Source organism: Methylomarinum vadi (genome assembly GCF_000733935.1).
Lineage (GTDB): Bacteria > Pseudomonadota > Gammaproteobacteria > Methylococcales > Methylomonadaceae > Methylomarinum > Methylomarinum vadi.
In genome coordinates this window covers 2224237-2244293 of sequence record NZ_JPON01000001.1, presented here as the reverse complement: position 1 = coordinate 2244293, position 20057 = coordinate 2224237, and the positions used below count along the sequence as shown (strand labels likewise).

Here is a 20057-nt window from a genome sequence, read left to right as displayed (position 1 = left end):
CGTTATTCAGTGGTGGTCATAGGAGGGTGAATCGCTTCGCCGTTGAAGCGCTTCAGTACGTTTTGGAACAAATTAGGATTAACCGCGCTGTAATAAATGACCGGATCATTGATGCTGGGTTTGGCTAAACGATCGAAACTGTTCATGTCGAGGGTGTTAGCGGTGAGTTGGGTCGTTTTTACCCAGCTTGTGAATTCTTCGGGGGTGGTGGCGGTCACCTCGAAATTCTGGAAAGGAAAGCCCCTACCGCTGTATTGCGTGTTTTCTCCGAGGAAATACCCGGGATCTTTGGCTAACAGATGTAATTGGGTTTCCGTGCCGGCCATGGCATAAATTTGTCCGCCAAGGTTAGGGATGAAAAAAGAATTCATAACGGTATTTGAGGTGATTTTAAAACTGATGGGGCGGCCGACCGGAATGACCAGTTGATTGACTGCGGCAATGTGTTGTTCCGGATAAACGAACAACCACTTCCAATCCATGGCGATGACTTGTACCTCCAGAGGGGGGGTTGCGGATTCCAAGGGCTTATACGGATCCAGGCGATGCGTGTAAATCCATGTCAATGTGCCCAGAATGGTGATGATTGCAGTGGGAAAGAGCCAGACGATCCATTCGACCCGGTGAGGTGCACCCCAAAGGGGCGCGTACTCGGCTTGCGCGTTCGATGCGCGGTATTTCCAGATAAACCATCCCGTCATGCCGAACACCGGAATCAAGACCAGAGTCATCAATGCCATGGTGATCCAGAAAAGCTGGTTAATCGTGCCCGCTATCGGCCCTGACGGCTCCAATAGCAGCACGCTGTTAAAATCGCAACCTTGAAGAGACATTGCCAGGGCGACGATCGGCACCCAGCGGCTAAACTTAGATATGAATGAGATTGAAAGATTGTTGTTCATGGCTTATTGTCTGCTTATCGGGCTGGAAGCGCTGTATCGAAATGTTGTTTGGGCTTCGAAAGTTCGGTTTCTGTTTATGCCTGCAATGAATGGGAGCCATTGGCGTTACCGGGATTGTCTAAAGACGGGACGGTCCGGCACGACGTTCGAGCTTATATTCGAGGTTTGCAAGCATGACGTTTTAACTTTAAGCATTATCAATGCCATTCTTTTAATTATCCATCATAAGGTTTAAACCACCGGCTTTAGCCGGTCAGCTTTAGCTGCGATAATTTGCCCAAGGAGGTGGCGATGGACTATAGATACGGCAGCCATACGGTTTACCAAATTGAGTATCATTTTGTTTGGGTTACGAAGTATCGTTATAAAGTGCTGAAGGATGAAATAGCCGAACGAGTGAGAGACTTGGTGCGGCAGACATGCGAAGCCTTTGAGATACGGATTATCAAAGGTGTCGTGAGCAAAGATCATGTGCACATTTTGGTGAGTGCGCCGCCGACTATGGCCCCAAGCGAAATCATGAGGCGAATCAAGGGACGAACTTCGAGCTATCTGTTCGAAGAGTTCCCGCACTTGAAAAAGCGATATTGGGGTCGACATTTTTGAGCCCGCGGTTATTTTTGCGCCACAGTGGGGCAAATGACTGATGAGATGATAAAGCAATATTTGGAGCATCACTTTGAACCTAATCCAAACGATAATTTCAAGATGGAGCCCGACTAAGACGCGTCGTTTAGTCGACGCGTATCCGGACTTTCAGTCCGTTATTGGAACCCACCCGCTTGAGCGGGTGGTTGTTTAGTCGTTGTTTTTTATATGGTTTATGGTTATGTGTCGAGTGGTGAGAATGGTCCGATGGGTATTTTTGCACACTATGAATACCGCCATGTGTGAATAATCACCAACGCACAAGTGCGGTAACTTCCCTGCGGGATTGTTGTCGATAATTTGCGCTTATCGCTTGGAACCCCTCTCTGTCTGTGGGTATTTCCGACGATATCATTTTCGTAAGCGTTTTGGATTCAGGTTTAAGCATCGAGCAAGAAATCAGAGGAGTAATCAGAGGGAACAAGTATTTAATCGAGTCTGACCCTTTTGGGCATGCTTTTCTTTTGGGCAGTGAAGGAGGCACTGTGTCCGCCAATAAAAACGAAGCTTCGCGGTAAACGTTGTTTGACAGTTTTGGCAAGATCGATGACTTCCGGCACATTGGCCAGATAATTCAATGAAAACGCAATGATATCGGGTTGCTAGTCATCCAGGTAATGATACAGGTCTTAGTTGCCAATCATCCTTACATAGAAGGTAAGATTGGACAATGTGTTTTCGCGTCAGGCCATCAGGTTTCAAGCGAATACAATTTTCTGCGGCAATCGAAGCCGGTGTTTTTGAGCGGATAAAAGCGAGCAGGATTATCCTGCATAATATTTCCGGCATTCGTCCTCCCGGCCTCTTACGACGCGTTTATCAAGCAAGGAGCCCTTTGTCTCGGTGACTATGGTGTGCTGACCTTCATGATGTTGGTCGTCGTAAAAAAATATGACCACCCAGTCGTCGGTTTTTTTTAATTGGTGGGCGCGCGGCGTATTGGAGAACAAGGCGGTGAAATGCCAGTCTTTTCGCGTAATGTGCATGATCGGCAACCAGGCTTCCTTGTCCGGATTAAACCGTTTCGGTGCGATTTTCGGCAATTCTTCTGCGGCGGCTTTTTTCCGATAAAGAAAATCGATCTGTAACAGCAAAGCAACGGAAGGTTCCGCAATTGCTTCCTGTGGGCGGCTGCTGGACCGACGATAACCGAGCACATGGCTCAGCCAGGCCTGGACTAATTCGACTTTTTTGCTGCTGAAGCCGGGAACCTGTGTCAAGCGGCCGTTATGCGCGGCAACTTCGAGCGCTTCCAGTGTGTCAAGATGTAACACTTCGATCAGCCGATGAGCAAGGGTTGGGCCGATACCGGGAATCTGCTCGAACAGTTCAATCGGATCGTGGCCCGCTTTTAGGCTTTCCAGGCGGCTCATGCGACCGGTGACGACATATTCAAAGATAGAGCGGGCGATGCCTTCGCCGATTGCGGGCAGTTCGGTCAAGCCGGAAAACCCATGCTGTTCGATGATTTCGGCCATAGGACGGGGCCATTGCGCGACGGTGTTCGCGGCTCGCAGATAGGCGTTCGAGCGAAAGGGGTTGGCGCCTTGTTGTTCCAGCAATGCGCCGATTTCTTTCAGTTTTTCGGCGATTTCTTGATTGTTCACAGTAGTCACGCGTATTCGATAGTCGAGGTTATTGAGACAGGTTTTATTGACAAAATAATCATAACGCCTAAATTAATTCTAAAAACAACCGCCTCTCTGTTTAATATTGCCTGGTTGCAATATGCCTGCTTGATAGGTGAAGGTCAATGTACCTTTAACGTGGGGAGGTCAATGTCATAACCGGACAGTCACGTAAACGGACTTTTGCTTGGATTTAACCCAGCCTAAACAAATGTAGTGCTTATGGTCTATGGTATTGAACTAGAAAGATTAAAAGCCATGCCAAACTTTACTTTGTAGTGCAATAATTTTAAAAACTCGGTTAAGCTTCGGCGGGCGGCGGCATACCAACCATTCATGTGTTTTAGATGAGAAAGAGGGCGTCGATGGAAGTTGTTGAAAGAGGAGAAATGATCATGGCCGGTCTCTTGGTGCATGCGCCATTGCAGCGTTTAGGGGAGGAAATACCCAAGGCGTGGCAGCAATTGTTCGAGCAAGCCGCTGAGCTTGAGCGTATTAAGATTGCGTCGTATTTGGATGCTTCGCTCGATATCATTGATTCGAAATATTTGCAGTTAGTGGGTATTGCGGTTCGGCAAGCGGCGAGCATTCCCAGAGACTTAGTCGGTATCCATATTCCGGCCCAGCGCCTGCTGCATCACCGTCATGTCGGGTCTACCGCCACAATCAGAGAAACATTCGGGGCGATGTATTTTTGGGCGGACCAAAACGGATTAAAGCTCAGTGAATTCAAGGTCGACATGGGGTACACGCCCGACGGCGCAGAAAAGGAGCACGACCTTTACATCGGCCTATGGCCCGAAGCCGGCTGGCATTATATCGAGGCGATATGACCCCGTGATGAAATTGTGCTTGTTGATGATTTTATGCCGATATTTTGCGCATGGTTTCAATATGGGTGGCAATGAGCCGGGTAACCTTGCCTACTTTCAAAAACTACCCGAAGATTGCGGCCGGTTCGGCGATCAGAATATGACCGGCCACGGTTTCAACTAGTATTTTAGGACCAATTGATCATTGGCCGGTCCAAAATGCGCTTTATTGGGCTGTAACGCAACATATATGCCTTAGGAAAATAACGAGTCCCACATGCGATCCACTTTGTCGATCACTTCCTGGCTCATGACGATAGGCCGGCCCCATTCGCGGGTCGTTTCGCCGGGCCATTTGTTGGTCGCGTCGAAACCGATCTTAGAACCCAGCCCCGACACCGGCGAGGCGAAATCCAGATAATCGATCGGCGTGTTTTCCAGTATCGTCGTGTCGCGGGCCGGGTCCATGCGCGTCGTCATCGCCCAGATCACGTCCTGCCAGTTACGCGCATCGACATCGTCATCGACGACGATCACGAACTTCGTGTACATGAACTGACGCAGATAGGACCAGGTGCCGAGCATGACCCGCTTGGCGTGACCGGCGTATTGCTTCTTCATGCTGATGACCGCCATGCGGTAGGAGCAGCCTTCCGGCGGCAGGTAGAAATCGACGATTTCCGGAAACTGTTTCTGCAATATCGGCACGAAAACTTCGTTCAGCGCGACGCCGAGGATGGCAGGCTCGTCGGGCGGTCGGCCGGTATAGGTGCTGTGATAAATCGGCGCCTGGCGCTGCGTGATGCGTTCAATCGTGAATACCGGGAATTCGTCCACCTCGTTGTAATAACCGGTATGGTCGCCATAAGGGCCTTCCGGCGCCGTTTCTCCGGGATAGATGAAGCCTTCCAGCACGATCTCGGCGCTGGCCGGGACCTGCAGGTTATTGCTGATGCAGTCGGCGACTTCGGTCTTGCTGCCGCGCAGCAAACCGGCGAAGGCGTATTCGGACAACGGGTCGGGCACCGGCGTGACCGCTGCCAATATCGTAGCCGGGTCCGCGCCTAAGGCGACCGAGACAGGGAAGGGCTCGCCCGGATGAGCGTCCTGCCATTCCTTGAAGTCCAGCGCGCCGCCGCGATGGGTCAGCCAGCGCATGATGACCTTATGCTTACCGATCACTTGCTGTCGGTAAATGCCGAGGTTCTGGCGGTCTTTGTGCGGGCCTTTGGTGATGACCAGCGGCCAGGTGATCAGCGGTGCCGCATCTTCCGGCCAGCAGGTTTGGATCGGGTAATCGGCCAGGTCGATTTCGTCGCCGACCCGGACGATTTCCTGGCACGGGGGATTCTTGACCAGTTTCGGCGCCATGTTCAGCACCTGTTTGAATACCGGCAGTTTCTCTACGGCATCTTTCATGCCCTTGGGCGGTTCCGGTTCCTTCAGGTAAGCCAGCAGTTCGCCGATGCCGCGCAGTTCCGTAACCGATTTAGCGCCCATGCCCATCGCGACCCGTTCGGCGGTACCGAACAAGTTGGCCAACACCGGGATATTGCCGCCCTTCGGGTTTTCGAACAGCAGCGCCGGCCCGCCTTGTTTCAACACCCGGTCGCTGATTTCGGTCATCTCCAGCACCGGGTCCACTTCGACGCTGATGCGTTTCAGTTCGCCTTGTTTTTCCAGTTGCTTGATGAAGTCCCTGAGATCGCGATATTTCATGCGGCGATCCCGTTATGTCTGAGCAGGGCGTCGATTTCCGGTTCGCGGCCCCGGAAATTGATGAACAGGGTCATCGCATCCTCGCTGCCGCCTTTTTCCAGGACGTTATGCAGGAAAGACTCGCCGGTGGGGCGGTCGAAGATGCCGTTCTCCTCGAACAGCGAGAAGGCGTCGGCCGACAGCACCTCGGCCCATTTATAGCTGTAATAGCCGGCCGCGTAGCCGCCGCCGAAGATATGGCTGAAGCTATGGGCGAAGCGGTTGAACTCGGGGGGTATGACGACGGCGACTTGCTCCCGGACTTGGTCCAGGGTTTGCTGGATGCGGCCTCCCTTGGCCGGGTCGTAATCCAGGTGCAGTTTGAAATCGAACAGGCTGAATTCCAATTGCCGTACCATCATCATGCCGGATTGGAAGTTTTTTGCCGCCAACATTTTGTCGAACAGTTCGTCGGGCAGCGGTTCGCCGCTTTGGTAATGTCCTGAAATCAGGCTCAGCGCTTCTTTTTCCCAACACCAGTTTTCCATGAATTGGCTGGGCAGTTCCACTGCATCCCATTCCACGCCATTGATGCCGGAGACGCCGAGATGATCGACCTGGGTCAGCATATGGTGCAGGCCGTGGCCGAATTCGTGGAATAAGGTTTCGACCTCGTCGTGAGTCAGCAGGGCCGGATGATCGGCCGTCGGCGGCGTGAAATTGCACGTCAGATAGGCGACCGGCGTTTGTAGGCCGGCAGCGGTCTTCTTGCGACCGACGCAATCGTCCATCCAGGCGCCGCCGCGTTTTTTCGCCCGCGCATAAAGGTCCAGGTAAAAGCGGCCTCGGAGGTTTTGTTGTCGATCCCGTATTTCGAAAAAGCGCACGTCGGGATGCCAGGTATCGAAATCGTCGATTTCGCTGATTTGCAGTCCATATAACTTTTCCACGACGGCAAACAGACCGTTGATGACTTTCGGCGCCGGAAAGTAGGCCTTGACTTCTTCTTGCGACAATTGATAGCGGTGCTGGCGCATTTTTTCCGAATAATAACCGATGTCCCAGGCTTCCAACTGGCCGATGCCGTGCTGTTCGTGAGCGAATTCGCGCAGCTCATCCAGGTCGCGGCGCGCCTGACGCCAGGATTTTTCGGCCAGGTCTTCGAGAAAATCGACGACTTGGTCGGTGCTTTCCGCCATCTTGGTATAAAGCGACAGCTCGGCGTAGTTGGCAAAGCCTAAAAGTTGCGCTTTCTCATGCCGCAACGCCAGGATTTGCTCCATGATCTGGCTATTGTCCCATTGTCCGGCATGAGGTCCCTGGTCGGAAGCGCGGGTGACGAAGGCTTGGTAGTGCTCGCGTCGCAGTTCGCGGTTGTCGGCATAGGTCATCACCGCTAAATACGAGGGAAATTGCAGCGTGATCAGCCAGCCTTGCTGGCCTTCGCTTGCCGCGCTTTGTTGGGCTTGTTGCAATGCCGATGGCGGCAGGCCGCTGAGTTCGTCGGGATCCGTGATCAGCTTGCTCCAGGCGTTGGTGGCGTCGAGAACGTTATCGCTGTATTGGCTGGACAGGCGGGAAAGTTCCTGGCTGATTTCCTTGTAGCGCTGTTGCTGCTCCTCGGGCAGATCGATGCCGGAGAGATGAAAGTCGCGTAGCGCGTTGTGGATGATTTTTTGTTGCGCGGTATCGAGTAGCTTGAAGTCCTTGCTTTCGGCGATCGCGTGATAAGCGTTGTAAAGCTCCTTGTTTTGCCCCATTTCGGTGGAATATTCGCTTAGTTTGGGCAGGCAAGCGTTATAAGCGTCGCGCAAAGCATCGTTGTTGACGACCGAGTTCATGTGGCTGACCGGCGACCACGCTTTGTTCAAGCGGTCCTCGGTTTCTTCGATTGGGCCGACCAGATTATCCCAACTGTATACGCCGTTGTTTTGCAGTTGCTCGGCGACGACTCGGCGGGCATCTGCCAACAAGGTGTCGATGGCTGGAACGACATGCTCGGGCTTGATTTTAGAGAATTGCGGTAATTCTGAATTTTCTAGTAACGGATTACTCATATCGGGTTGTAATGACTCAAATTTGTAAGGAGATTTGGCTTAAGTAAGGATGCTCATGGCCGCATTAATTCGCTGTTGCGCCTTGCGCAGTATTGTAAGCGAGAAGTCGGGATTTAGTTTACCGTCCTGTAATTTTGCATAAGCCGGAATGGAGTTGATATAAGGCAGCTCTTTCGCTTTTTCCTTGCCGAAATAGCTGTGGAGTTTGGCGAGTATGACGATGTCGGCCAGTGTGATTTGCTCGCCGCTGTCATACATCCAGTTTTCAGACTGATGCGGGATAGCGCTGAGTTCCTCGGAAAAGTCTAATGTATGTAGCATCAGTGCGCCGACCGGCGCTCGTAGATAAGGAATGGAATTTTCCAGTTCGCCAAAATCTGGGTATTGTTCGGGATATTGCTCGGCGAAGCGCAATAAGGGGATGATGCCGATGTCGCTGATTAAACCGGCTAGCAATGCGTCCTCGGGATTAATTTTGCCGGTTTCCTCGGCCAATACGAAACTCAGGCTGGAAAGATACAGGCTGTTTTTCCATAACTTCTGCATCGCTCTCAGCAAATGCGGGTCCTGGCAGTTGAATAACTGTTTTAGGCTGATACCCATGACGAGGCTGCGGGTTGCCTGCAGGCCGAGGCGGGTGACGGCATCGTGGCAATTGGTGATCGGCGAGGTCGGCGCATACAACGGACTGTTGGCGACTTGAATAAGTTTGGTGAGGATAGGGGGATCGATTTGGATGATCTCGACGGCTTCATTGATGCCGATGTCCTGTTGCATCGCCTCTTTGAGCTTCAACGCAACGTTGGGCAGCGAGGGGAGTTGCAGTTTGTTTTCCCGGTAAGCCTTGGCAAAACTGGCGAAAAAGCGATTGTCGTTTAAGGGTTCCGGTAATTCGATGTCCACCAGCTCGACGCAACAGATATCCTCTTGGCTTTTTTGCGCCCATAGCCGGTTCAACTCGACGGAAATCGCCAGGATGGTCGCTTCCGACAAGGTTGTGGCCGTGGCGCCACAAATTTTTCCACAATTCAACGGCAGATGAGCACGGGATGTGCCGGCTTCGATGCGGTAACTCTGGTCGGCGTCCGGTTGCATGTTTATTTGCCCTTCGAGTAAATAAAACACCGTGTCACTGGTTTCGCCTAGGGAGAAAATCCGGGCCTCATTGCCGAATCTTAATGTTGTTTCGGGGAGCGAGGCGATGGCTTCCTCGTCGAGACCCCTGAGTGGGGCAAACTGTTTTAATACGTCGAGCGGTTGTCGCTCATGGCTGACCGTTAACGGCCGCGAATTCTGGGTAGGGTCTAAATTGGCGGCGTCTTTTGCGTCGTCGGGAAGCGTTTGTCGCTCGCCTGCCGATTTCGGGGCGCTTTTGGCAAAGAGGTTGCTGAACCAGTTCATAGTGTCAAACCTAGCGCTAGTAGGAACGGAATAACAAATTGTCGGTAAAATCGGATAAGGTTTTTTACGGCATGTTACCAGTTAATCCGTCAGGCTGCGAATTTCGCGGGGTTTAGCCGGAAAAGGCGGCCAAAGCGTCGTTAATTTTGTTTTTGGCGTCATGCAAGATATGTAGCGTGTTCTCGGGGGAAAGCGCGATGTTTTTGAGTTTGCTGGCGGCTGGAATAGACGTGATCGAAGGAAATCCCTCGGTTTTTTTCTGGCAGATTTTGCGGTGCAGGCGCGAAAGAATGACGATATCGGTCAAAGTCAGTTGTTCGGAATTGTTTTGATACCAATTATTGGAATTTAACGCGACTTGAATAAATTCGTCGGCAAAATTCCAGTTTTTCAATACAGCGGCGCCGACGACTCCTTTAACCACGGGTAGCGCTTGTTCGATCTCTTTTTTGTCATGGTATTCGGAGGGAAGGTTGGCGACAAAGTTCAAAAAGGGGATGGCGCCTATGTCGCAGACTAACCCGGCCAGCAAGGCTTCTTCCGGACAGTATTGTCCACTTTCCAGGGCTAGGACATAACTGATACAGGATAAACTGAGACTGTCTTTCCAAAGATAATTTAAGTATTTTTTGATGTCGGGCGAATCGCTTTTGAATATTTGTTTGATGCTGAAGCTGACCACCAGGTTGCGACTGGCAACTAGTCCGATTCTGCTGACCGCCGCCAGACAGCTTTTAGCCGGATTCGTAGTGTAATAGAGCGGGCAATTGGCGACTTCGATTAATTTTGCCGTGATGACTGGGTCCAGTTGTATGATCTTAACCGCTTCGGCGATGCCGATGTCGTTTTGCATGGCCTGGCGCAAGCGGACGGCGACATTCGGGAGCGAAGGAATTTCCAGTTTTTCTTCCATGAAATATTGGGCAAACAATTGCAATAAACGGTTATTGCTCAATTTTGCCGGGATGACCAGTTCCTCGTGATTGATCGCGGGATTGACCGACATGATTTTATGCGAGACTCGCAGGAAGCTGATATCCGTTTTGGCGACAGCGGAAGTTATGTGTTTAACGCCGCTGCAGATAGGGAAGCGGGACTCGGTACTGTCGGCAAAGACATCGTAACTTTTACCGTTTTTATCGGCAACGGTGACGGTTCCCTTCAATAAATAAATGGCGGCATCGGAAGGCGCATTGATGTTGAACAGGGTTTCGCCGGCCGCCAGCACTTCCGTTTGTTTTTCTTCGGCGAAAGCTTGCAGTTTTTCTTCGCTCAAATTGCGAATGGGAATCAGGCCCCGCAATGTTTGTACGGATATTTTTTCGCTGTTCAAGCTACAAGCGCTTTTTTTACCTTTAAACAAAGAGTCTATCAATGCCATGTCCAGTTCCTGAAAACACACCGATTCCCGATAATTTGGCTCAGCCCGGTCGAGCATATAATCAACCTGTTACGGGCTTTTTCGATTTTTTTGATCCACGTCTAACAATATAAACTATTATTATTGTGTCAAGCTATTAAAACAAAGAAATATAACAAATTGTATTACATTCGTTCAGGCTCAGCGGCAATTATTTAAGGGTTTTGCCGCCAGGCCTGTATGACCCTAGCAAATAATTAAGGAATCGTTTACATGGGCCATGTAAAATTTTTGCCGGTGCCGAATAGGTCGCTTAGTGAAAGGCAAGTGGATTGGGAACCACAACATCTTTCCGAATGGTTGCAGCATTTATCCGGCAGCGCCTTGGACCAATCCTGTGAAAAAATTTGCACCGTACTGCAACAGTTGAATCGCGAGCGGATGGAACCCGGCTTGCATAAGCAGCATTTGGATGAGATCGCGGTTTATATCAAGCTTTTTGAAACAAGGATCGATTCTCTCTATTTGGAAAGTCCGATGATGTTGCCGGAATATCAACAGCATTGCGTCGAATGGTTGGTCTGGAGTCTAATCCGCTTGGCGGAAGGTTATCATCGCGCCGCGGATTCGATTGAGGGCAAGGAAGCAAAAGCCGCATGTTTGTATCAAGGCTTTTGGGCATTTGGCCGCGCTTATCTGCATATCGCGGCCGTCTACTGCGACCCCCCGGATGAATTCTGGTTGATGTGTTATCGAGGATACGCCGCCGCGGCTCAAAAGGGATTGTTGGATATCGCGTTAGCGGATGAAAACAGGCAACAGATTACGATCAATCAGTTGTTCAAATTGCTATTGGTTTTCAATTTATGTGACCTGAGGCAGTTCAGGCCTCGGGAAATGCGCCGAGTTTTTCGGTTTTTACAACAATTTTCCGGTCAATTGACATTGCATAGCCGAATCGACGAAGGGCGTGGCAAAGGCTTGTTTGTTGTCAATTTGCAGGAGGATAGGCCGCCTCTTGACGTGGCCAAGCATCCCGATTTGCTGCACGAGCCAGGATGCCTTTTCTTTGCTCCGGCCCGTTTGGCAAAAACCATTTTCCAGGCCTTGCAGCAGGAGCGTGGCCAGACGGGGCAGTTGAAGGCTCTCAATAAAGTCGTGCTGATGCGGATGATAAAAACGCTGGGACAAACGCAAAGCCGAAAATTTCAGCGGAAAAAAGAGGAGCGCCAGTTTCGTGGCATTATCGGTTTCGATAATATTCGCGATTTTCTTCATAAGGAAACGGAAAAACCGGCGGTAAAAAAAGCCGCGCCGCCAAGGCCGGGAAGACCTTACGAATATGACACCTCGCAATTCGATATCGTTGCGGAAGGCGACGAGGTGGTGTTTCAAATGGGCGAGCATCTCAGAAAGAAATTCGGCAACGATGAACGAATCAATAAAATTCTGGCCGCCAGCGGCGGCTTGTCGGGACAAATTAACGTCTGGGACAACAAAAATCATGGCAAGCGCGCGACGGATATCGATATCAATGGTTTCGATGTGGTCAACAGCAGTGCCAAGGGTTATGGCATCGCGATCAATAACCGGCAGGCTAAAGTCAAAGTGGGAGACCTGTTCGCGATTGTCGAGGAGGATTCCACGGCAGGCATGGAGCTGGCCATCATTAGGCATATCCGCAGGCTATTTGGCGATCAACTCTATCTGGGCGTCGAATTGATCGGTTTAGCCCAGGAGGGTGTATTGGTGCAAGGAGTCGGGGAGCAGGTCAAGCAAACCAAGGCTATTTTTTTGCCTGCGATCAAGGCGCTGCAGCAACCGGATACCCTGATCTACAGCTCCCCGGAGTTCAATAGCGGCGAATTCGTGAACATTAAAAAGGGAAACCAGCAAATCCGTTGTCGTTTGAACAAGTTGCTTAACTCGACTTCGTCTTTCTGCCAGGCGGAATTATTCTATCCAAAGATCGAAGAAGCCGGCGCTGAATCATGAAGTTACTGACGCACCCTTTCTTTCGGCATTCAACAGGTCGATAACCGATTGGGTAGTCGGGCGTAGCCCGCGCCAGAGATAAAACGCCTCGGCCGCCTGTTCCACCAGCATGCCCATGCCGTCCAAGCTTTGGATGGCGTTTTGCCGCTGTCCCCAGCGGACGAAGGCGGTGTCCTCATTCCCGTATGCGAGATCGTAACAACTGCCAGCTTCACGTAACAACCCCTCTGCTAGAGGCGGTAGTTCGTTGCTGAGGCTGGCCGAAGTCGCGTTAACGATCAAATCGAATTGTAATCCCCGCAGGGCCTCGAATCCGCAGCCGCTGATATTGCCGGCACGAGAAAATTCTTGCGCCAATTGCTCGGCTTTGCCGACGGTGCGGTTGGCGATCACAATGCGTTCCGGCTTCTGCTCGAGCAATGGTCCGATGATACCTCGGCTTGCCCCGCCGGCTCCCAGTATCAAGATGCGCCTATTGTTTAGTGGGATACCATGATTGACAGTCAGGTCGTTGACTAGGCCGACGCCGTCGGTATTGTCGCCCAACAGGGAGCCGTCATCCTGAAGTTTCAAGGTATTGACGGCTTTGCTGAGATGGGCGCGTTCGGTCAATTGATCCGCTCGTTGCCAAGCCAACTCCTTCAATGGAACGGTACAGTTTAGCCCTTTACCTCCGCCGGTCAGGAATTGTTCGAGAGCATGGTTAAATGACTCGGGCGGCACTTCCCGGGCGGTGTAAACCAATTTTTGCCCAGTTTGCTCGGCGAACAACTGGTGAATACGCGGTGATTTGCTGTGTTTTATCGGGTAACCGAATACCGCGTAGCGATCAATCTTCTTCATCTTTTATCCGTTTATTGAGCCGAATTTCCCAGATTATTGTCAGCGTGACGATCGCAATGGCAATGAGGGCTTCCAGCCACATGAAATTTTCGATATAGGCGACGACGACCGAGGAGATGCCGAGATAGAGACCGACAAGGCTGAAACGCCAGCCGATGCGGATGCCGTCCAAAATCGTGGCCAGCGACAGAATCAATAAAATAACCAGGCTGGCGTTGGTTTCGTTGAGTCTTCCCGATTGTTGCAATAAAAAGGCGCCGCTAACGATCAGCAGCGACGCACTCCAGTGCATGAATTGCTCTTTCAGGATTTTAGCGAAATAGGAGACATCCTGTTGTTTGGATTGCAGCCAGGCGATCAGGATGGCAAATAGGCCGAACACGACAACCATGATCAGCCAGTAGGCGTAGCCGTCGTCAGGTGAAAAGTCGGTAACGCCTATGCCGATCAGGGACAGTAAAAGCAGCAGGATTAGAACGGCCTCTTCAATCTGAAATTTTCGTTTTTCATTGATAAACTGCTGTTCTTGCATGATGAACCTCGGGAATTGTTATTATTGTTGTTATCTGTTTGATCGTTAGCAAAAATCAAAAATGCTTAACCCGATCAATTATACTGATATTGTCGCAAAACCGAGAGCTTAAGGCAGCCGTAAAGTCACTGATTGGATTGTTCCGCCAGCCATTCGGCGACAGTTTTGGCATAATAAGTCAGTATGCCGTCGCAACCGGCGCGTTTGAAAGACAGCAGGGATTCCAGTACGACTTGTTTTTCGTCCAGCCAGCCGTTCATTGAGGCGGCTTTTAGCATGGCAAATTCGCCGCTGACCTGGTAAGCGAACGTTGGCGCGCCGAAATGTTCTTTAGCTCGGCGGACGATATCCAAATAAGGCATGCCGGGTTTAATCATGATCATATCCGCGCCTTCCTGTAAATCCAACTCTATTTCACGCAATGCCTCATCGGAGTTGGCAGGATCCATTTGATAACTATACTTATTACCTGCACCGAGGTTGGCGGCCGAACCCACGGCATCCCGAAACGGGCCGTAGAAGCTGGAGGCGTATTTGGCGGAGTAGGCCAAAATCCGGGTATTGATGTGATTGTTGACTTCCAGGGTTTGCCGAATGGCGCCGATACGTCCGTCCATCATGTCCGATGGCGCTACGATATCGGCTCCGGCTTCGGCATGGGAAAGGGCTTGTTTACATAGGACCTCGACCGTTTCGTCGTTGATTACATAACCCTGCTCATCGACCAAACCGTCCTGTCCATGGGATGTGAAGGGATCCAATGCGACATCGGTAATGACGCCCAGTTCCGGGAAAGTGGCTTTCAGGGCTCGAACGCAGCGCTGGGCTAGACCTTCCGGATTATAAGCTTCTTCCGCGTTGGCGGTCTTTTTGTCGGCGGCAACCACCGGAAACAAAGCGATGGCCGGAATGCCCAAGCGGACCAGGAAATCGGCTTCCTCGAGCAGTAAGTCGATCGTTTTGCGTTGGATGCCGGGCATGGAGGGAATATTTTCGGTTTTATCCTGTCCTTCGATGACAAAGACCGGGTAAATCAGGTCGTCCACCGAGAGTGCGTTTTCTTGCATCAAGCGGCGTGAAAATGCCTGAAATCGCATTCGTCTCATACGTATGGCGGGGAAAATGGTGGTATTATGTAACTGTTTTTCCATAGCAGTATGGGTGTAAAGATTATAAAATTCGCCGATCCAGCCCTGTTCTTCCGTATCGATGGCGGGCGATATTGTGGCCAATATTGTACCATGCCACCGGCCGGAAAGAGCGGATATGGCACATCATGGTTTTGGAGTAGTTAATGAAATTTAAGCAGTACACACAGGTTTTTCTTTTGGCATTTGTTGGTTTGTTGTTGATATCGACGGCGCGTGCCGCTGATTTAGCGGCTCCGCAATTGGCAATCGAGAATGCCTCCAACAAACTGAAGGAACGTTTGCAGGATAAAAGTTTTAGCAAGGATTTTAAGCAGATTACCGTTTTTGTCGAAGACGTGATTTATCCGCATGTCGATTTCAATCGTATTTCTTCGTTAGTTTTAGGAAAGCTGTGGCGCAAGGCGAGTGCGGAAGAGAAAACCAGGTTCAAGCAGGAATTTCAGACTTTACTGGTAAGAACCTATTCCAGGGCCTTCGTCGAATTTAAGGATTGGTCGGTGCGTTATTTGCCGCTGGACATCAAAAATGGCGATAGAAAAGTGATCGTCAAGACCGAAATTTTACAGCCCGGTATTCAACCGATTGCCGTCAATTACCGCATGCTGTTGACCAAGGGGCAATGGAAGGTCTACGACATCATTATCGAAGGCGTGAGTTTGGTGACCAATTATCGCACAAGTTTCAAGAACGAAGTTCAACGCACCGGTTCGTTACAAGCGGTCATCGACCAGCTCGCCAAACGCAATAATGAAGCATTGGCGGCGAAAGAGCATTCCTGATTGTTTTCCAGTAATTGCCCGTCCGAGGTGACGGGCAGACTGTTTTCCTTCATGTATCCTAACAAAGATTCCTTATACGCCAGTCCGCTGGGCGAAATCGGTGCGTTTAAGTTCGACGACAAGGTTGTTGATGTCTTTCCCGACATGATAAGCCGCTCCGTCCCGGGCTATAGTGCGATTATTTCTGCCATAGGTCTATTGGCCAATCGTTTTTGCCAAGATCACAGCCGTTGTTACGATCTCGGTTGTTCGCTTGGAGCCGCGACATTGTCGATGCGCCAGCAGATAAACGCGAAGGAGTGCCGCATTATCGCCATCGATAACTCTGAGGCGATGGTGCGGCAATTGCGGCAAGTTCTGGCTCGGGAAGAAGGCGGCGTCGATGTCGAGGTGCAATGTGCAGATATACGGGATGTCGATCTTAACGATGCGTCGGTCGTGGTGCTGAATTTCACGTTGCAATTTATTCCGTTGGCCGACAGAAAAGCCTTGTTAAGCAAAGTTTATCAAGGCATGTTGCCCGGGGGCGTCTTGATCTTGTCGGAAAAACTGCGTTTTAGCGATAATCGGCAGCAGGAATTACAGACCGAAATGCATCATGCATTCAAGAAAGCCCAAGGGTACAGCGATCTGGAAATCAGTCAAAAGCGGACGGCCTTGGAAAATGTATTGATTGCGGAAACGTTCGCCGAGCATCAACAACGCTTGCTCGAGGTCGGGTTTAGCAGCGTCGAAGTTTGGTTTCAGTATTTCAATTTTGCATCGATGATCGCGCTGAAATAAATGGACTATCAGCCCTTATATCAGGCTTTACGGGAAGCGGGCGCCGAACATTGGGCGGAACAATTGCCGGACCAAGTAAGTCATGCCTTCTCGAGCAGGGCGCATGGCACGTTACAGGAATGGCGGCGACTAATTGAGCAAATTCCTCAACTGTCTCCATCGCTGCGTGAACTGGTCGATTCCGTGCAGATTGGCCGAGAAGGCGATATTACGCAAGAGCAAAGACAGCTATTGGAACAGCAACTGAAGGTCCTGTGTCCCTGGCGCAAAGGACCTTATCGCTTGTTCGGCATAAATCTCGATACGGAATGGCGGTCCGACTGGAAATGGGATCGTTTAAAGAAAGGGATTAGCCCGTTAAGCGGCCGCCTGGTATTGGATGTCGGTTGCGGTAACGGCTACCATTGCTGGCGCATGCTGGGAGCGGGCGCCAGAATGGTGGTGGGAATCGATCCGACCTTGTTAAGCGTGCTGCAATTTCATGCTATCCGAAAACTGTATGGAGAGGCGCCGGTCTATGTTTTGCCTATTGGTATCGAGGCTGTGCCGGAAAAATGCAAAATTTTCGATACGGTTTTTTCCATGGGGGTTTTGTACCATCGCCGTTCGCCGATCGATCATTTGCTGGATTTGAAGAATTGTTTGCGGCCTGGCGGCGAGCTGGTGTTGGAAACATTGGTGATCGAGGGCAAAAAAGGTGAAACCCTGGTGCCGCAGGGGCGTTATGCCAATATGCGCAATGTCTGGTTTATTCCCAGTTGCGATACCTTGGCTGGTTGGCTGTTGCGTTGCGGCTTTACCAATGTGCGCTTGCTGGATGTCTCGAAGACGACATTCGAAGAACAACGCAGCACTGAATGGATGACTTTTTATTCCTTGCGGGACTTTCTCGACTCGGAAAACCCGACATTGACTATTGAAGGTTATCCGGCGCCGATTAGGGCGGTTTTTACCGCTAGCGTTGCTTAATCATCTCGGTTGGTTATCATTTGGGCATAAAGTGAAGCTTAAAAGAATTGCTTTTATTGTTTTTCCGCCGAATTGATTTTGCTCTAATTGCTGTTTTTAAAGACGAAGCGTTGGTCAGTGTCACCAGTGGTGAGAGCGAATGGCTACAAGCGGTAAGTTGCCGAGGCCAATGGGATGGATTGATCGTGCTGACGATATTTGAGTTAGAATTCCCGATTTTTTAGCGAATTGAAAGCAGAATGTCAGAAAAACATATCTATAAAGTTGTTTTTATGAACAGGGAGCAGGTTTATGAAGTGTATGCCAGGAGCGTATATCAAGGCGATATGTATGGGTTTGTGATTATTGAGGATTTTTTGTTCGGCGAAAAGTCTTCGATTGTTGTCGACCCCTCCGAAGATAAATTACGCACTGAATTCGAGGGAGTGACTCGATCCTTCATACCAATGCATGAAGTGATTAGAATCGATCAGGTCAAGCGGCGCGGAATCGCGAAAATCCTGTCTAGCGGGGAGGCTTCGGGTGGGAAAGGCAAGGTAGCCTCATTGTATGGCCCGGATAAAAAACCATAACAAACGGCCGCCGTATAAGCGGCCGTCAGAAAATTATTTCACCACCCGTAGTTGAGGTTTCCCAGGGGATTTTTTATCGCTGGGGCTCGGAGGCGTATCGTCTGGTTCGTCTTGGTCGAAGATCATCCCTTTGCCGTTTTCTTTGGCGTAAATAGCCATCACCGCGGAAACAGGAGTGACGATGTGCATGGGATTGCCGGAAAAACGGGCATTAAACTCGATCACTTCGTTGCCTAGCGTCAGGCCTTGTATCGCTTCGGGTCTGATATTCAAGACGATCTTGCCGTCCTCGACGAATTCTTCCGGTAAAATGGCGCCGCCGTCGGTGGCGTTGACCAGAAGGTGTGGAGTCAGGCTGTTATCGACAATCCATTCGTAAATTGAGCGAATCAGATAAGGTTTTAACGATGTCATTTGTGTAGGGCAACCATTTCTTTTTCCTCGGGGCTCAAGCTTTCCTTAAAGGCTTTTCTGGAAAATAAGCGGTTAGCGTAGGCCGTAATTCCCTTACCTAAACCGGTAATGTCGATGCCCAGGCTAGGTAAGCGCCATAATAGAGGCGCCATGGCGCAATCGATCAACGAGTATTCTTCACTCATGAAGTATGGATGCGCTTCGAACGCCGGGGCTGCGGCTAACAGGCTTTCGCGTAACATTTTCTTGGCGCGGGCCGATTTCTTCTCTCCCGAGTTGAGGATTTCATCCAATAATTGATACCAGTCCTGGTCGATACGCTTGATCAACATGCGAGCGCTAGCCCGTGAAACGGGGTCCATTTGGTGTAGCGGCGGATGCGGAAAGCGTTCATCCAAATATTCCATGATGATTCTGGAATCGTACAGGACCAGGTCGCGCTCTATCAAGGTTGGGGAGGTTCCGTTCGGGTTAAGTTCCAACAAGTCTTCCGGCGGTTCGTTAACGTCAAAATATTCTATATCCGCGGTTACACCTTTTTCGTGTAAAACCAGCCGGGCGCAATGGCTCATAGCGCAGGTAGGGGAGGAGAAAAGAGTCATTACAGATTTTCGGGTGGTAATGTTAGCCACGTAGAACAACCTCTTTAATAAACAGGGACGTAGAACGGCGGCATTATAGCATGATTAATTTTTTTTTTGTGGAGGAGAATTTTGTAGGCAAGGAGCAAGGGTGAGGGGGAGGTGAAAGGCTGGCCATTGACCTTGTGCCTTTCACCTGGGACCAGATCAGTGAATATCTTTCCAGTATTCCCGTTTCAATAAATAGGCGACAACGGTGAACATCAGGATGAAGAACAGGACATATTTGCCCATGGCTTTTCTTTCCATTTGTACCGGTTCACCGACATAGACCAAAAAGTTAACTAAGTCGTTGACGAAACGGTCGAACTCTTTTGGCGACAACTCACCGGGTTCGGCGAGTGTCAGCTTAGTGACGACTTCCTGACCGTCGATATTCTTGATGACGGCGGTTTGTTCGCCTTGTAATTGCCATAATACGTTAGGCATACCGACATCTTTGAAGACGCTGTTATTAACGCCGAGCGGTTTACTTTCATCCAGGTAAAAACCTTTCAGATAGCTATACAGCCAATCCGCGCCGCGAGAACGAGCGATCAAGGACAGATCGGGGGGGTAAGTGCCGAACCATTTGGTCGCGTCATGCCTGTTCATCGCCGTATTCATTTTGTCATAAATATTGGCGTTCAGCGGTGCAATATCCTTCAGCACTTTCGCTTCGTCAATATTAAGGTCCAGGGCAATACGCTTGTAGCGGATGTGCTTGGCGGAATGGCAGCCGAGGCAATAGGTGACGAAATGTTGAGCGCCGCGTTCCAATGAGGCGGTGTCGGAAAGATCGATATCGGCCTCTTCCAGTTCAATGCCGGCGCCACTGGCAAACACGCTAACAGGTAGTAAAAGTAACAGAGTATAGAAGATCTTTTTCATGG

18 protein-coding genes and 1 pseudogene are annotated in these 20057 nt (G+C 50.5%); 7 read left to right on the top strand and 12 right to left on the bottom strand.

Features of this window, described 5'->3' with window-relative positions; translation table 11 throughout:
* Nucleotides 1–2: 2 nt before the first annotated feature.
* On the bottom strand, nt 3–902 hold the full coding sequence (cyoA, locus tag EP25_RS0111255) for a ubiquinol oxidase subunit II (protein WP_036300485.1): 900 nt from the start codon (nt 900–902) through the stop codon (nt 3–5).
* 291 nt (nt 903–1193) lie between these two features.
* Between cyoA and tnpA the strand changes: the two are divergent.
* A pseudogene (gene tnpA, locus EP25_RS0111245) lies at nt 1194–1625 on the top strand (IS200/IS605 family transposase).
* Nucleotides 1626–2314: 689 nt separating this feature from the next.
* On the opposite strand, the gene EP25_RS0111225 reads toward tnpA, so the two are convergent.
* Nucleotides 2315–3157, bottom strand: coding sequence for a helix-hairpin-helix domain-containing protein (locus EP25_RS0111225; RefSeq protein ID WP_031433974.1), 843 nt, complete (start codon nt 3155–3157; stop codon nt 2315–2317).
* A gap of 386 nt (nt 3158–3543) precedes the next feature.
* Here EP25_RS0111225 and EP25_RS0111220 point away from each other — a divergent pair, with 386 nt between their 5' ends.
* Nucleotides 3544–4011, top strand: coding sequence for a GyrI-like domain-containing protein (locus EP25_RS0111220; protein ID WP_160172721.1), 468 nt, complete (start codon nt 3544–3546; stop codon nt 4009–4011).
* A gap of 234 nt (nt 4012–4245) precedes the next feature.
* Here EP25_RS0111220 and ubiD read toward each other — a convergent pair whose 3' ends face one another.
* From ubiD to EP25_RS0111195, 4 genes are all read right to left on the bottom strand, one after another.
* A complete protein-coding gene (gene ubiD / locus EP25_RS0111210; protein ID WP_031433972.1) occupies nt 4246–5709 on the bottom strand; it encodes a 4-hydroxy-3-polyprenylbenzoate decarboxylase in 1464 nt (487 codons plus the stop codon).
* On the bottom strand, nt 5706–7745 hold the full coding sequence (gene prlC / locus EP25_RS0111205; protein ID WP_031433971.1) for an oligopeptidase A: 2040 nt from the start codon (nt 7743–7745) through the stop codon (nt 5706–5708). The genes ubiD and prlC overlap by 4 nt, the downstream gene beginning before the upstream one ends.
* A gap of 39 nt (nt 7746–7784) precedes the next feature.
* Entirely contained in the window at nt 7785–9146 is a 1362-nt protein-coding gene (locus tag EP25_RS0111200; protein ID WP_031433970.1) for an HDOD domain-containing protein, read from the bottom strand.
* 112 nt (nt 9147–9258) lie between these two features.
* Entirely contained in the window at nt 9259–10584 is a 1326-nt protein-coding gene (locus EP25_RS0111195) for an HDOD domain-containing protein (RefSeq protein WP_235185885.1), read from the bottom strand.
* Between the two features lie 195 nt (nt 10585–10779).
* Here EP25_RS0111195 and EP25_RS0111190 point away from each other — a divergent pair, with 195 nt between their 5' ends.
* The gene (locus tag EP25_RS0111190) at nt 10780–12501 is read left to right on the top strand and encodes a hypothetical protein (protein ID WP_031433968.1); all 1722 of its coding nucleotides are present in this window, start codon (nt 10780–10782) and stop codon (nt 12499–12501) included.
* Here the strand turns inward: EP25_RS0111190 and aroE are convergent.
* The 3 genes from aroE to hemB all read right to left on the bottom strand — a co-directional run bounded on the left by aroE (nt 12496) and on the right by hemB (nt 15027).
* Nucleotides 12496–13344: a shikimate dehydrogenase gene (aroE, locus tag EP25_RS0111185; RefSeq protein WP_031433967.1), complete on the bottom strand. Its 849-nt coding sequence runs from the start codon at nt 13342–13344 to the stop codon at nt 12496–12498. The genes EP25_RS0111190 and aroE overlap by 6 nt on opposite strands.
* A complete protein-coding gene (locus EP25_RS0111180; RefSeq protein ID WP_031433966.1) occupies nt 13331–13876 on the bottom strand; it encodes a hypothetical protein in 546 nt (181 codons plus the stop codon). Before EP25_RS0111180 ends, aroE begins: the two co-directional genes overlap by 14 nt.
* A gap of 125 nt (nt 13877–14001) precedes the next feature.
* Nucleotides 14002–15027 carry a porphobilinogen synthase gene (hemB, locus tag EP25_RS0111175; RefSeq protein ID WP_031433965.1) on the bottom strand — a complete coding sequence of 342 codons (1026 nt, stop codon included), beginning with the start codon at nt 15025–15027 and terminating at the stop codon, nt 14002–14004.
* Between the two features lie 143 nt (nt 15028–15170).
* Here hemB and EP25_RS0111170 point away from each other — a divergent pair, with 143 nt between their 5' ends.
* The 4 genes from EP25_RS0111170 (at nt 15171) to EP25_RS0111155 (ending at nt 18130) form a co-directional block, all read left to right on the top strand.
* Nucleotides 15171–15806: an MlaC/ttg2D family ABC transporter substrate-binding protein gene (locus EP25_RS0111170; protein WP_031433964.1), complete on the top strand. Its 636-nt coding sequence runs from the start codon at nt 15171–15173 to the stop codon at nt 15804–15806.
* A 51-nt stretch (nt 15807–15857) separates the two neighbouring features.
* The gene (cmoA, locus tag EP25_RS0111165) at nt 15858–16589 is read left to right on the top strand and encodes a carboxy-S-adenosyl-L-methionine synthase CmoA (protein ID WP_031433963.1); all 732 of its coding nucleotides are present in this window, start codon (nt 15858–15860) and stop codon (nt 16587–16589) included.
* A complete protein-coding gene (gene cmoB, locus EP25_RS0111160) occupies nt 16590–17558 on the top strand; it encodes a tRNA 5-methoxyuridine(34)/uridine 5-oxyacetic acid(34) synthase CmoB (RefSeq protein ID WP_031433962.1) in 969 nt (322 codons plus the stop codon). It begins immediately after the preceding gene.
* A 239-nt stretch (nt 17559–17797) separates the two neighbouring features.
* Nucleotides 17798–18130, top strand: coding sequence for a DUF1820 family protein (locus tag EP25_RS0111155; protein ID WP_031433961.1), 333 nt, complete (start codon nt 17798–17800; stop codon nt 18128–18130).
* Nucleotides 18131–18163: 33 nt separating this feature from the next.
* On the opposite strand, the gene EP25_RS0111150 is transcribed toward EP25_RS0111155, so the two are convergent.
* From EP25_RS0111150 to EP25_RS0111140, 3 genes are all read right to left on the bottom strand, one after another.
* On the bottom strand, nt 18164–18544 hold the full coding sequence (locus EP25_RS0111150) for a ClpXP protease specificity-enhancing factor (RefSeq protein WP_031433960.1): 381 nt from the start codon (nt 18542–18544) through the stop codon (nt 18164–18166).
* On the bottom strand, nt 18541–19146 hold the full coding sequence (locus EP25_RS0111145) for a glutathione S-transferase N-terminal domain-containing protein (RefSeq protein WP_031433959.1): 606 nt from the start codon (nt 19144–19146) through the stop codon (nt 18541–18543). The genes EP25_RS0111150 and EP25_RS0111145 overlap by 4 nt, the downstream gene beginning before the upstream one ends.
* A 186-nt stretch (nt 19147–19332) precedes the next feature.
* A complete protein-coding gene (locus EP25_RS0111140) occupies nt 19333–20055 on the bottom strand; it encodes a cytochrome c1 (RefSeq protein WP_031433958.1) in 723 nt (240 codons plus the stop codon).
* Nucleotides 20056–20057 lie beyond the last annotated feature (2 nt).

Excerpts from the sequence above, each read along its gene's own strand:
- cyoA (WP_036300485.1), bottom strand. The coding sequence starts at position 902 with ATGAACAACAATCTTTCAATCTCATTCATATCTAAGTTTAGCCGCTGG.
- EP25_RS0111220 (WP_160172721.1), top strand. The coding sequence starts at position 3,544 with ATGGAAGTTGTTGAAAGAGGAGAAATGATCATGGCCGGTCTCTTGGTG.
- ubiD (WP_031433972.1), bottom strand. The coding sequence starts at position 5,709 with ATGAAATATCGCGATCTCAGGGACTTCATCAAGCAACTGGAAAAACAA.
- prlC (WP_031433971.1), bottom strand. The coding sequence starts at position 7,745 with ATGAGTAATCCGTTACTAGAAAATTCAGAATTACCGCAATTCTCTAAA.
- EP25_RS0111200 (WP_031433970.1), bottom strand. The coding sequence starts at position 9,146 with ATGAACTGGTTCAGCAACCTCTTTGCCAAAAGCGCCCCGAAATCGGCA.
- EP25_RS0111195 (WP_235185885.1), bottom strand. The coding sequence starts at position 10,584 with ATGCTCGACCGGGCTGAGCCAAATTATCGGGAATCGGTGTGTTTTCAG.
- EP25_RS0111190 (WP_031433968.1), top strand. The coding sequence starts at position 10,780 with ATGGGCCATGTAAAATTTTTGCCGGTGCCGAATAGGTCGCTTAGTGAA.
- aroE (WP_031433967.1), bottom strand. The coding sequence starts at position 13,344 with ATGAAGAAGATTGATCGCTACGCGGTATTCGGTTACCCGATAAAACAC.
- EP25_RS0111180 (WP_031433966.1), bottom strand. The coding sequence starts at position 13,876 with ATGCAAGAACAGCAGTTTATCAATGAAAAACGAAAATTTCAGATTGAA.
- hemB (WP_031433965.1), bottom strand. The coding sequence starts at position 15,027 with ATGGAAAAACAGTTACATAATACCACCATTTTCCCCGCCATACGTATG.
- EP25_RS0111170 (WP_031433964.1), top strand. The coding sequence starts at position 15,171 with ATGAAATTTAAGCAGTACACACAGGTTTTTCTTTTGGCATTTGTTGGT.
- cmoA (WP_031433963.1), top strand. The coding sequence starts at position 15,858 with ATGTATCCTAACAAAGATTCCTTATACGCCAGTCCGCTGGGCGAAATC.
- cmoB (WP_031433962.1), top strand. The coding sequence starts at position 16,590 with ATGGACTATCAGCCCTTATATCAGGCTTTACGGGAAGCGGGCGCCGAA.
- EP25_RS0111155 (WP_031433961.1), top strand. The coding sequence starts at position 17,798 with ATGTCAGAAAAACATATCTATAAAGTTGTTTTTATGAACAGGGAGCAG.
- EP25_RS0111150 (WP_031433960.1), bottom strand. The coding sequence starts at position 18,544 with ATGACATCGTTAAAACCTTATCTGATTCGCTCAATTTACGAATGGATT.
- EP25_RS0111145 (WP_031433959.1), bottom strand. The coding sequence starts at position 19,146 with ATGACTCTTTTCTCCTCCCCTACCTGCGCTATGAGCCATTGCGCCCGG.
- EP25_RS0111140 (WP_031433958.1), bottom strand. The coding sequence starts at position 20,055 with ATGAAAAAGATCTTCTATACTCTGTTACTTTTACTACCTGTTAGCGTG.